We start from the raw sequence: 12,224 nt of genomic DNA, 5'->3' as shown, positions 1-12,224 counted from the left end.
ATGGCCATCGAACGCACCCTCTCGATCATCAAGCCCGACGCCGTCGCCAAGAACGTCATCGGCCAGATTTATGCCCGTTTCGAAGCCGCCGGCCTGAAGGTCGTGGCAGCCCGCATGGCCCACCTCTCGCGTGGCGAAGCCGAAGCTTTCTACGCTGTGCACAAGGCGCGCCCGTTCTTCAAGGATCTGGTCGACTTCATGATCTCCGGCCCGGTGATGATCCAGGCGCTTGAAGGCGAAGGCGCTATCGCCAAGAACCGCGACCTGATGGGCGCCACCGACCCCAAGAAGGCGGCTGCCGGCACCATTCGCGCCGACTTCGCCGACAGCATCGACGCCAACGCCGTGCACGGCTCCGACGCGCCCGAGACCGCCGCTGCCGAAGTGGCCTTCTTCTTCGCCGGCCTCAACGTCTACTCGCGTTGATCATGGTATGACGGCCAACCTGCTCGACTTCGATCTCGAGGGTTTGGCCGCCTTTTGCGAGCAGCTGGGCGAGAAGCGCTTTCGCGCGGTCCAGTTGTTTCGCTGGATTCATCAGAAGGGCGCGGCGAACTTCGCCGACATGACCGACCTTGCCCGCAGCCTGCGCGAGAAGCTGCCCGGGGTCTGCACCATCGCCGATCTGCCTGTCCTCTCCCGCCAGGACTCCACCGACGGCACCATCAAATGGCTGTTCGATGTCGGTGACGGCAACGCGGTGGAAACCGTGTTCATACCCGAAGACGACCGTGGCACGCTGTGCATTTCTTCCCAGGCCGGTTGTGCCGTGGGGTGCCGCTTCTGCTCCACCGGTCACCAGGGTTTCTCGCGCAACCTCACCACGGGCGAGATCGTTGCGCAACTCTGGCACGCGGAGCATTTCCTGCGCCGCCACCTGAAGAAGGGTGGGGAACGCGTGATCACCAACGTGGTCATGATGGGCATGGGTGAGCCCTTGCAGAACTACAGTGCCCTGGTCCCGGCGTTGCGCGTCATGCTCGACGACCATGGCTACGGTCTCTCACGCCGCCGCGTGACCGTGTCCACCTCTGGCGTGGTGCCCATGATCGAGCGCCTCGCGCTGGATTGCCCGGTGGCGCTGGCGGTCTCGCTGCACGCCCCCAACGATGCGTTGCGCGACGATCTGGTGCCCCTCAACCGAAAGTACCCCATCGCCGAGTTGCTTGACGCCTGCCTGCGTTACCTGCCCGCCGCGCCGCGCGACTTCATCACTTTTGAATACTGCATGCTTGATGGCGTGAATGACCAGCCCGAACATGCGCGGCAGTTGCTGGAACTGCTCAAAGGGCACGGGGAGCGCGGTGTTCCGTGCAAAATCAACCTGATCCCCTTCAACCCGTTCCCCGATTCGGGTCTGACCTGTTCGCCACGCCCCGTGGTGCTGCGTTTCGGGCAGATTCTCAACGAGGGCGGTGTGGTGACCACCGTGCGCAAGACCCGGGGCGACGACATCGACGCCGCTTGCGGGCAGCTCGCTGGCGACGTGCTGGATCGCACCAACGCGGCCAGTCGACTGGCGCAGCGCCGGGAGACCACGGCAAGACCGATTCGCATCGTCCGCAAGGAAAGGCAGGCATGACCCAAGCGCTCCGCATCTCTGATTCGAGTTCCAAGCCCTGGCCCCTTGTGCTGCTGCTCCTGCTGGCTGCGCTCGCGCTGTTCGCGGGCTGCGCACAGAACCCGGGCGCTGCTCCCGGCGGCGGATCCAGCGTGGGCCGCACGGTCGAGCCGCTCACTGAATCCGACGAACCCGAGGCTCGCAAGCGGGCACGAATTCGGCTGGAACTCGCTGCGGGCTACTTCGGGCAGGGGCAGACGAACGTGGCGCTCGATGAGATCAAGCTCTCGCTGGCTGCCGACCCAACGTACGCATCCGCGTACATGCTTCGCGGCCTCGTGTATTCGCGCATGAATGAGCTTGTGCTGGCCGAGGAAAGTTTCCGCCGTGCTCAGCAGCTCAGCCCACGCGACCCTGACGTGTTGCACCACTACGGCCTTTTCGCCTGTCAGCAGGGTCGCTACGCACAGGCTGTCGATTTGTTTCAGCAAGCCATGGCCAGTCCCGTCTATGGTGGCCAGGCCAAGACCTTGATGGCCAAAGGTGTGTGCCAGGTGCGGGCGGGCCAGTTCGCCGAGGCTGAGGGCAGTCTGGCGCGCTCCTACGAACTCGACGCGAGCAACCCCATCACCGCCTACAACCTGGCCGCGCTGCAATTCCGGCGTGGCGAGAACGAGAAGGCGCAGTTCACCATCCGCCGCCTGAACAACTCGGATTTGGCCAATGCGGAGACGCTCTGGTTGGGCATCAAGGTCGAACGGAGGGTCGGCAACACCGAAGCCATGCGCCAGTTGGCGCAGCAACTGGGTCGCCGCTACCCCGATTCGCGCGAGTGGGCTTCCTACCAGCGGGGGGCGTTTGATGAGTGACGTCCAGAACGCGGTCGAGACGGCCGGCCGCCCCGTGCTGCTGCGCTCTGCCCGCGAATCGGCCGGGCTCCACATTGCCGCACTCGCGGCGGCGCTGAAGGTGCCCGTGCGCAAGCTCGAGGCGCTGGAAGCAGGGCGCTACAACGAGTTGCCTGACCTCACGTTCGCGCGGGCACTGGCTTCCAGCGCCTGCCGCCACCTCAAGATCGATCCGGCACCCATCCTGGAGCAGATTCCGCAGGGCGTGGCACCCGAGTTGGGCCATTCCCGCCACGCCATCAATGCACCGTTCAAGCCGGCCAGCGATCCCGCGCCCGTCAATCCCCTGTCCTGGTTGTCGCGCCCGGCCATGCTGGCGGCCATTGTCTTGTTGCTCGGCGCGCTCGTCATCGTTTTCCTGCCTCGCGCGCAGGACCCCCCGGCTGCGGCAGGCGGCGACACCGTGGTCACGCCGGTAGAGCCTGTGGCTGCCGAGGAGCCGGTTGCGGCAACCGTGGCGGTGGAACCCGCTGCAGAGCCCACCACCGGTGTGCCGTCCTTGGTGACGCCCCCACCTCCGGTACCCGAGACTGCGCCTGCCCCGACATCGCCCGTGCCCAATGCCGCCACAACGCCGGCCCCCACCGTGGCCGCGACGACCGGCAGCCTGCTGACGATCGCCGCCACGGGCGAATCGTGGGTGGAAGTGACGAACGGAGCGGGTAGTGTGGTCATCCAGCGCATGCTCAAGGCCGGTGATGCGGTCGACTTCTCCAGTTCACCACCTTATACGGTGGTACTGGGCCGTGCCGAGTCGGCCCAGGTGACCGTGCGCGGTCGACCATTCGACGTGAACGCCATCGCTCGCAACAACGTGGCGCGATTCGAGGTGAAGTGACCATGGACGACGTCGTGCGATCCGGCAGCTCCTGCGAACCCATTCCGCTTTCGCTCGCGCAGCCGCGACGCACGCGGCAGGGCGTGGTGGCCTGGGGCAGCCATCGTGTGACGGTGGGCGGCGACGCGCCGGTGCGTGTGCAGTCCATGACCAATACCGACACGGCCGACGCCGTGGGCACCGCAATCCAGGTCAAGGAGTTGGCGCTCGCAGGCTCCGAACTGGTGCGCATCACGGTGAACAACGATGAAGCGGCCAAGGCTGTGCCCTACATTCGCGAGCAACTTGACCGCATGGGTGTGGATGTGCCCCTGGTTGGCGATTTCCATTACAACGGCCACCGCCTGCTGACCGACCACCCGGCCTGTGCCGAGACACTGTCCAAGTACCGCATCAACCCCGGCAACGTGGGCCGTGGCGACAAGGGCGATCGCCAGTTTGCGCAGATGGTGGAGATCGCCGCCCGGCACGACAAGGCGGTTCGCATCGGCGTGAACTGGGGCAGCCTCGACCAGGACCTGCTTGCCCGCCTCATGGACGAGAACGCCGGCCGCGCCGAACCCTGGGACACGCGCCAGGTGATGTACGAAGCGCTGATCACTTCGGCCGTCGATTCGGCGAAACGCGCCGAGCGCATCGGCCTGAACGGCAACAACATTTTTCTTTCCTGCAAGGTCAGCGCGGTGCAGGACCTCATCGCCGTGTACCAGGCGCTGGCACAGCGCTGCGACTACGCCTTGCATCTGGGCCTCACCGAAGCTGGCATGGGCACCAAAGGCGCGGTGGCCTCGACGGCTGCGCTCTCTGTGCTGCTGCAGCAGGGCATTGGCGACACGATTCGCGTCTCGCTCACGCCGCAACCCGGCGAGGCGCGCACGCAGGAAGTGGTGATTGCCCTGGAGATCCTGCAGGCTTTGGGCATGCGCGCTTTTGTGCCATCGGTCACCGCCTGTCCTGGCTGTGGACGCACCACGAGCACCACCTTTCAGGAACTGGCCAAGCAGATCGACGACTATCTGCGAGCGTCCATGCCGGTGTGGCGCGCGCGCTATCCCGGCGTGGAAGGCCTCAAGGTGGCGGTGATGGGTTGCATCGTCAACGGCCCGGGCGAGAGCAAGCACGCCGACATCGGCATCAGCCTGCCGGGAACCGGTGAAGCCCCGGCCGCGCCGATCTTCATCGATGGCCAGAAGGCCATGACCTTGCGCGGTGCAAACATCGCGCAGGAATTCCAGAGCATCGTCGAAAACTACATCGAGAAGCGGTTCGGCACACCCGCCTGAACCGTTCCCACCGCACATGGCAGAGAAACTGAGCGCCGTCAAAGGCATGAACGACATTGCCCCTCCCGCGTCCGCGCACTGGGAGTGGCTCGAAGACACGCTGCGTGGCCTCATGCGCCGCTATGGCTACCGAAATCTGCGCACGCCCATCGTGGAGCACACGGCACTTTTCGTTCGGGGCCTGGGTGAGGTCACCGACATCGTCGAGAAGGAGATGTATTCCTTCGAAGACCGGCTCAACGGCGAACAGCTCACGCTGCGGCCCGAGAACACCGCCGGCGTCGTGCGCGCCGCTCTCGAGCATTCGATGCTCTACGACGGACCCAAGCGGCTCTACTACATGGGCCCGATGTTTCGCCATGAGCGGCCGCAGCGCGGTCGCTACCGGCAGTTCCACCAGTTCGGCGCCGAAGCCCTGGGTTTTGCGGGTCCCGACGTGGACGCCGAACTCATCGTGCTGGCCTGCGACCTCTGGGCCCAACTCGGGCTGGAGGGCATCGAGCTCGAGATCAACAGCCTGGGCCAGCCGCCCGAGAGACTGGCGCATCGTCAGGCGCTCATCAGCTACCTCGAAGCCCACGCGGATCAGCTCGACGAGGAGGCGAAGCGCCGCCTGCACAGCAATCCGCTGCGCATCCTGGATACCAAGAACCCTGTCATGCAGGATCTGGTCAATGCAGCGCCTCGCCTCATGGACCACCTGGGTGCCGAGTCGCTGGAGCACTTCAACCGTCTGCGCAGCCTGCTGGACGCACACGGCATCGCCTACCGCATCAACCCGCGCCTGGTGCGCGGCATGGACTACTACAACCTCTCGGTGTTCGAGTTTGTCACCACGCAACTGGGTTCTCAGGGCACGGTGTGCGCCGGGGGGCGCTACGACGGCCTGTTCGAGCAGATCGGCGGCAAGGCGGCGCCGGCGGTGGGCTGGGCCCTGGGGCTGGAGCGCATCCTGGAGTTGCTCAAGGAGCAGGACAAGCTGCCGGCGCAACCCGTGCCCGATGTGTACGCCGTGGTGACCGATGCCGGCCGCATACCCGAGGTCATGCCTGTTCTGCGCGAGTTGCGCCGACAGGGCGTGAGCGTGCAGATGCATGCTGGCGGACCCGACGGCATGGGCAGCATGAAGTCGCAGTTCAAGAAGGCCGATGCCAGCGGTGCGCGACATGCGCTCATCTTTGGCGAGCAGGAAATGCAGCAAGGCGGTGTGGCCCTCAAGCCTTTGCGGGGGCCGCGCAACGAAGGGCAGGGCGGCGCTTCGCCCGAGGCGGCTCAAAGCCTGCTGCCGTTGGCTTCCGTGGCCGACTGGGCCGCAGGCCTGCGCCAGCACTGAACCCTGTACCGGACGGCTCACCCGCCCGCCTACAATCCCCTGTTGCGCAAGAAGCGCACGACCAGCAGTCCAACACCGAACATGGCCAAACACCTCGACCTCGAAGAGCAGGAACAGCTCGACCAGATCAAACACTTCTGGACCCGTTACGGCAACCTCATCAGTTGGGTGTTGATCGTGGTGTTCGGCTCGTTCGCGGCCTGGAACGGCTGGAACTGGTACCAGCGCAACCAGGCCGTCAAGGCGGCTGCGCTGTACGACGAAGTCGATCGCGCTGCGGTCGCCAAGGACGCGCAGCGCATGGAGCGTGCGCTGGCCGACATGCAGGCCAACTTTGGCAGCACCACCTTCGCCAGCCAGGCCGCGCTGCTGGCGAGCAAGATCCTCTTTGATGCCGGGCAGGCAGACAAGGCGCGCGCCGCGCTGAGCTGGGCTGCGGAGAAATCGGGTGACGCTTCCTACAAGGCAGTGGCACGCTTGCGCCTGGCTGCGCTCGACCTGGAGGCAAAAGCCTTCGACCAGGCGCTCAAGACATTGGAAGCCCCGGTGCCCAAGTCCTTCGAACCGCTGGTGGCCGATCGCCGCGGCGACATCTTCATGGCCCAGGGCAAGCCGGACGAAGCCCGCACGCAGTACCAGAATGCCTGGAAGGCACTGGGCCAGCGCACCGAATACCGCCGCCTGGTGGAGGTGAAGCTCGCTGCTCTGGGCGTGAACGTCTCCAGCCTGACCTCTACCGCGTCTTGAACCCCATGCAGACCAGCCCGATCTCTCGCTCTCATCCCCATGGGCACCGCACGCTGGCCGTGCTGGGCCTCGCCTTCACGGTCTTGCTGGCGGCCTGTTCCTCGGGGCCGGATAAACCCAAGCCGACCGAGCTGGCGCCTGTGGCCGCGCTCATGGGCACCCGTGCGGCGTGGACCGCTCAGGTCGGTGCCGGCCATGCGTCTCTGGTGCCGCAGGTGGTGTCCGGACGCGTGTTCGTGGCGAGCGAAGCAGGCACCGTGGCGGCGCTCAATGCCAGCAATGGACAGGACGTGTGGCGCCTGGACCTGAAAGCCCGCATTGCAGCGGGTGTGGGCTCTGATGGCCAGACCGCTGCGGTGGTCACGCGGGAAAACGAGCTGATCGCCGTCGCGGATGGTCGCGAGCTCTGGCGCGTGCGACTCCCGGCGCGCGCCTTTACCGCGCCTCTGGTGGCGGGCAAACGTGTCTTCGTGCTCACCGCCGACCGCACCGTGATCGCCTTCGATGGTTCGAACGGGGCGCGCCTGTGGAGTCAGACCCGTCCCGCCGAGCCACTCGTGCTCAGCCAGAGCGGTGTGCTGCTGGCGGTGGGTGACATGCTGGTGGCAGGACTCTCGGGTCGGCTCGTCGGCCTGAATCCGCAGAACGGCGTGGTCCGCTGGGAGGCGCCGGTCGCCACCTCGCGCGGTACCAACGAGGTGGAACGGCTGGTCGACATCGTGGGTCCGGCCAGTCGCATCGGGGGCAGCGTCTGTGTGCGTGCTTATGCCGCAGCGGTGGGGTGCGTCGACACGACGCGGGGCACCATGACCTGGACGCGGCCAGCACAGGGGACCACCGGCGTTCACGGCGATGACCGGCTGGTGTTCGGCACCGAGACCGACGGCAAGCTCCTGGCTTGGCAGCGCGCCACCGGCGAGCCCGCCTGGAGCGTGGACCGGCTGAAGTACCGAGACCTGAGCGCCCCCCTGGCGCTGGGCCGTGTGGTCGCCGTGGGCGACGGTGCCGGTCTGGTGCACCTGGTCTCGCGCGAGGACGGCAGCGAGATGACTCGCCTGTCGACCGATGGCTCGCCCATTCTGTCTGCCCCGGTGCTGGCGGGCGATGCGCTGGTGGTGCAGACGCGCAATGGCGGCGTCTACGCCTGGCGCCCCCAGTGAAACCTGTCATCGCTCTGGTGGGCCGGCCCAATGTGGGCAAGTCCACCCTGTTCAACCGCCTGACGGGCACGCGCGACGCGATCGTGGCCGACTTTGCCGGACTCACCCGCGATCGCCACTACGGCAATGGCAGGCTGGGGCGTCGCGAGTACATCGTCATCGACACCGGTGGCTTCGAGCCCGAGGCCAGTGAGGGCATCTACAAGGAGATGGCCAGGCAGACCCGCCAGGCCGTGGCCGAGTCCGATGTGGTGATTTTCGTGGTGGATGCGCGCGCCGGCATCAGCGCGCAGGATCACGACATCGCTCACTACCTCCGCCGCCTGGGCAAGCCCACGGTGCTGGTGGCCAACAAGGCCGAGGGCATGACCCAGGGCCTGCAACTGGTGGAGTTCTTCGAATTGGGGCTGGGTGAAGTGCTCCCGGCGTCCAGCGCTCACGGTCAGGGCATCCGGTCCATGCTGGAGACCGCGCTCGAGCGCATCCCCGGCCTGCCGCCAGAGGACGAGGAAGAGCCCGAAGCCGAGACCGGCGTGATCCGCCTGGCGGTGGCGGGGCGCCCCAATGTGGGCAAATCCACCCTGATCAATGCCTGGCTGGGCGAGGAGCGCCTGGTGGCCTTCGACCTGCCAGGCACCACGCGCGATGCGATCTCCGTGCCCTTCGAGCGAGGTGGGCAGAAGTTCGAGCTCATCGACACCGCCGGCATCCGCCGCAAGGGCAAGGTCTTCGAAGCCATCGAGAAGTTCTCAGTGGTCAAGACGCTGCAGGCCATCGAGAACGCCCACGTCGTTCTTCTGCTGCTGGACGCCACCCAGGGTGTGACCGACCAGGACGCGCACATCGCTGGCTACATTCTCGAAAGCGGCCGGGCCGTGGTGCTGGCCATCAACAAATGGGACGCGATTGACGCCTACCAGCGTGAGCAGATCGAGCGCCAGGTTGAAACCCGGCTGGCTTTTCTCAAGTTTGCTTCCATGCACCTGATTTCAGCGAAGAAGCGCCAGGGCCTGGGGCCGGTCTGGAAATCCATCGCTCAGGCGCATGCCTCGGCCATGCGAAAGATGACCACCCCGGTGCTCACTCGGCTGCTGCTCGAGGCCGTGGCATTCCAGGCGCCCACTCGCAGTGGCATGTTCCGGCCCAAGATGCGCTATGCGCACCAGGGAGGCATGAATCCGCCGGTGATCGTCATTCACGGTAATTCCCTCGAACACGTACCCGACGCCTACCGTCGCTTTCTCGAAGGGCGTTTCCGCAAGGCCTTCGATCTGGTGGGTACACCCCTGAGGATCGAGTTCAAGACCTCAGCCAATCCCTTCAAGGAATAGGAATTTTCGGTTACCGGTTGTGCGCCGGCGGTGCTGTGGTATGGTCCATTCTTCATTAACTTTCATTGAACACGGAGCATATCGTGAGCAATAACAAAGGCCAGCTCTTGCAAGACCCTTTCCTGAACCAGCTTCGCCGGGAGCATGTGCCCGTGTCGATTTATCTGGTCAATGGCATCAAGCTGCAGGGTCAGATCGAATCCTTCGACCAGTACGTCGTGCTTCTGCGCAACACGGTCACGCAGATGGTCTACAAGCACGCCATTTCCACCATCGTCCCGGGTCGCCCTGTGCAGTTCTCGGCAGTCGGCGCGGACGAGTCCACCCCCTGATTCGGATTCTGAGTCACCCTGAGTCCGTGCAGTACCGCTGCCGGATCAGCAGCGCCTTGCGCGTTGCCGCCCCAACGATTTGAACCCGCCCGTACCATCCGCATCATCCACGCCATCGGTCATTCTGGTGGGGGTGGACTTTGGTGTGCCACATTTTGATGGCGGACTCGAGGAACTCGGGCTTCTGGCGCAAACCGCAGGCTACAAGGTGGCCGAACGCGTGGCCTGCAAACGTCGGGCGCCCGATCCGGCGCTGTTTGTCGGTTCGGGAAAAGCCGACGAGATCAAGTTGCTGGCCCAGTCCACCGGTGCAGCCGAGGTGTTGTTCGACCAATCCCTGAGTCCGGCACAACAACGCAACCTGGAGCGCCATCTCGGCCTGCCGGTCAACGACCGCACGCTGCTGATCCTGGAAATCTTCGCCCAGCGAGCTCGCAGCCACGAAGGCAAGCTGCAGGTCGAGCTCGCCCGGCTTCAGTACCTCTCCACCCGGCTGGTTCGGCGCTGGTCGCACCTGGAACGTCAGAGTGGCGGCATCGGCATGCGCGGCGGGCCCGGCGAAACACAGATCGAACTGGACCGCCGCATGATCGGTGAGGCCATCAAGCGAACCAAGGATCGGCTGGAGAAGGTCAAGAAGCAGCGTGCCACCCAGCGTCGTCAGCGCGAGCGCCGCGACACGTTCTCCATCTCGCTCGTGGGCTACACCAACGCGGGCAAGTCGTCCCTGTTCAACAGCCTCGTGAAGGCGCGTGCCTATGCGGCCGACCAACTCTTTGCCACGCTGGACACCACCACCCGCCAGCTTTACCTGGGCGAGGCAGAGCGCTCGGTGTCCTTGTCAGACACCGTCGGATTCATTCGCGATCTGCCGCATGGCCTGGTCGATGCTTTCGCCGCCACGCTGCAGGAAGCGGCCGATGCCGATCTGCTGCTGCACGTGGTCGATGCCTCCAACCCGGCGCACCTGGAACAGATCGCCTCGGTGATGGGTGTGCTCAAGGACATCGGGGCCGATCAGGTGCCGCAGATACTGGTCTTCAACAAGCTCGATGCGGTGGATCCCGCCAATGTGCCGCGTGTTCTGAGCGATGCGATGGAACTGGAAGGTCGGTCTGTCCCTCGAATCCACGTCAGTGCTCACACGAGCGAAGGCGTGCCCGCCCTGCGCGCCTTGCTGGCCGAGCGCGTGTTGGCCCAGAAGGAGGCTCAAGGGATCCTGATCCCCGGGCCTTCACCTGAATTAGGCAACCCGGTCTCGTGATTGGGCACAATGTGACTGTTTTGTTCCTTGCACCGAAAAGAGTTGGCAACCCATGGATGTGAATCTGCAATCCCCCGCAAACGGCGCTCAGGCCAATGCGCTGTCCTCCCGCCGCCGGGGCTGGCGTGGCTGGCTGGGCATGTTCAACCTGAACGATCCCCGCTGGGGCCGCGACGACGACGCATCCCGGAATGAAGGGCCCAAGGACGGGCAGGAGCCCGGGCGCGACGAGGACCCTCGTCCTCCCCAGCGTCCGCCGCGCGGCCAGGGGCCCAACCAGGGCCCGCCCGACCTCGACGAACTCTGGCGTGACTTCAACCGCAAGCTTGGTGGCCTGCTGGGCAACAAGGGCGGCCGGGGTGGGGGCATGGGTGGCGGTAACGGGTCGGGCGGCGGCATGCCCGGCTTTACACCCAGTCCGAAGACCACCGGCATCGGTGCCGGCCTGATCGTTGGTGTGGCTGCCCTGATCTGGCTGGGCACGGGCTTCTTCATCGTGCAGGAAGGCCAGCAGGCCGTCATCACCCAGTTCGGCAAGTACCACAGCTCGGTCGGCGCAGGTTTCAACTGGCGCCTGCCGTACCCCATTCAGCGCCATGAAACCGTCTTCGTGACGCAGATCCGTTCGGTCGACGTGGGCCGCGACAACGTGGTGCCGGCCACCGGCCTGCGCGAATCGGCCATGCTGACCGAGGACGAGAACATCGTCGAGATCAAGTTCGCGGTGCAGTACCGCCTGAACGACGCGCGCGCGTTCCTGTTCGAGAGCCGTGACCCGGACGCTGCGGTTGTCAAGGTGGCCGAGACGGCCGTGCGCGAAGTCGTTGGCAAGATGAAGATGGATGCCGCGTTGGCCGAGGAGCGGGATCAGATCGCCCCTCGCGTGCGCGCACTCATGCAGAACATCCTCGATCGTTACAACGTCGGTATTGAGGTGGTGGGCATCAACCTGCAACAGGGTGGCGTGCGTCCCCCTGAGCAGGTGCAGGCCGCGTTCGACGACGTGCTCAAGGCCGGTCAGGAACGCGAGCGGGCCAAGAACGAGGCACAGGCTTATGCGAACGACGTGGTGCCTCGTGCTCGCGGCGCTGCCTCGCGCCTGACCGAAGAAGCTGAAGGCTACCGCGCTCGCATCGTTGCGCAGGCTGAAGGTGATTCGCAGCGCTTCCGCTCGGTGTTGACGGAATACCAGAAGGCGCCCCAGGTGACGCGAGAGCGCATGTACACAGACGCCATGCAGGAGATCTACTCCAACGTGACCAAGGTGCTGGTGGACTCCAAGTCGGGCTCCAACCTGCTGTACCTGCCGCTGGACAAGATCATGCAGATGACGGCCCAGACCGGCCCGGCCGCCACGGCCGCACCGAGCGTTCCAACGCCCAGCACCGGAACCGCCTCGACGTCCTCCAGCCGCAGCATCGACAACGCCGCACGCTCGCGTGAGCGTGACGTTCGCTGAGCCGCCCC

The 12,224-nt window shown here is 65.4% G+C and carries 12 protein-coding genes; all 12 read left to right on the top strand.

Going from position 1 to position 12,224, the window contains the following annotated elements; all coding sequences use genetic code 11:
- The 12 genes from ndk to hflK all read left to right on the top strand — a co-directional run bounded on the left by ndk (position 1) and on the right by hflK (position 12,216).
- Positions 1–426 (top strand): nucleoside-diphosphate kinase, encoded by a 426-nt coding sequence (gene ndk / locus ACTIF6_RS08910; RefSeq protein WP_086123506.1) that lies wholly within the window; start codon positions 1–3, stop codon positions 424–426.
- A 7-nt stretch (positions 427–433) separates the two neighbouring features.
- Positions 434–1,582, top strand: a complete 1,149-nt coding sequence (gene rlmN / locus ACTIF6_RS08905; RefSeq protein WP_439587613.1) for a 23S rRNA (adenine(2503)-C(2))-methyltransferase RlmN — start codon at positions 434–436, stop codon at positions 1,580–1,582.
- Positions 1,579–2,430, top strand: a complete 852-nt coding sequence (pilW, locus tag ACTIF6_RS08900; protein WP_439587612.1) for a type IV pilus biogenesis/stability protein PilW — start codon at positions 1,579–1,581, stop codon at positions 2,428–2,430. Before rlmN ends, pilW begins: the two co-directional genes overlap by 4 nt.
- Complete coding sequence (locus tag ACTIF6_RS08895) at positions 2,423–3,307, top strand: helix-turn-helix domain-containing protein (RefSeq protein WP_439587611.1); 885 nt, start codon at positions 2,423–2,425, stop codon at positions 3,305–3,307. Before pilW ends, ACTIF6_RS08895 begins: the two co-directional genes overlap by 8 nt.
- Before the next feature lie 2 nt (positions 3,308–3,309).
- On the top strand, positions 3,310–4,590 hold the full coding sequence (gene ispG, locus ACTIF6_RS08890; RefSeq protein WP_439587610.1) for a flavodoxin-dependent (E)-4-hydroxy-3-methylbut-2-enyl-diphosphate synthase: 1,281 nt from the start codon (positions 3,310–3,312) through the stop codon (positions 4,588–4,590).
- A 16-nt stretch (positions 4,591–4,606) separates the two neighbouring features.
- On the top strand, positions 4,607–5,923 hold the full coding sequence (gene hisS / locus ACTIF6_RS08885; protein WP_439587609.1) for a histidine--tRNA ligase: 1,317 nt from the start codon (positions 4,607–4,609) through the stop codon (positions 5,921–5,923).
- A gap of 81 nt (positions 5,924–6,004) precedes the next feature.
- Positions 6,005–6,670, top strand: a complete 666-nt coding sequence (locus ACTIF6_RS08880) for a YfgM family protein (protein WP_439587608.1) — start codon at positions 6,005–6,007, stop codon at positions 6,668–6,670.
- Between the two features lie 5 nt (positions 6,671–6,675).
- Complete coding sequence (gene bamB / locus ACTIF6_RS08875) at positions 6,676–7,830, top strand: outer membrane protein assembly factor BamB (RefSeq protein WP_439587607.1); 1,155 nt, start codon at positions 6,676–6,678, stop codon at positions 7,828–7,830.
- Complete coding sequence (der, locus tag ACTIF6_RS08870) at positions 7,827–9,161, top strand: ribosome biogenesis GTPase Der (RefSeq protein WP_439587606.1); 1,335 nt, start codon at positions 7,827–7,829, stop codon at positions 9,159–9,161. The genes bamB and der overlap by 4 nt, the downstream gene beginning before the upstream one ends.
- An 83-nt stretch (positions 9,162–9,244) precedes the next feature.
- Positions 9,245–9,493 carry an RNA chaperone Hfq gene (gene hfq, locus ACTIF6_RS08865; RefSeq protein ID WP_439587605.1) on the top strand — a complete coding sequence of 83 codons (249 nt, stop codon included), beginning with the start codon at positions 9,245–9,247 and terminating at the stop codon, positions 9,491–9,493.
- A 79-nt stretch (positions 9,494–9,572) separates the two neighbouring features.
- Positions 9,573–10,757 (top strand): GTPase HflX, encoded by a 1,185-nt coding sequence (gene hflX, locus ACTIF6_RS08860; protein WP_439587604.1) that lies wholly within the window; start codon positions 9,573–9,575, stop codon positions 10,755–10,757.
- A gap of 139 nt (positions 10,758–10,896) precedes the next feature.
- On the top strand, positions 10,897–12,216 hold the full coding sequence (gene hflK / locus ACTIF6_RS08855) for an FtsH protease activity modulator HflK (protein ID WP_439587800.1): 1,320 nt from the start codon (positions 10,897–10,899) through the stop codon (positions 12,214–12,216).
- Positions 12,217–12,224: the final 8 nt, after the last annotated feature.

The sequence above is a fragment of the Hydrogenophaga sp. genome (assembly GCF_051860785.1).
Classification (GTDB): Bacteria; Pseudomonadota; Gammaproteobacteria; order Burkholderiales; family Burkholderiaceae_C; genus Hydrogenophaga.
Note: the sequence above shows the minus strand (reverse complement) of the source record. Positions and strands in the feature narration are given on the sequence as shown.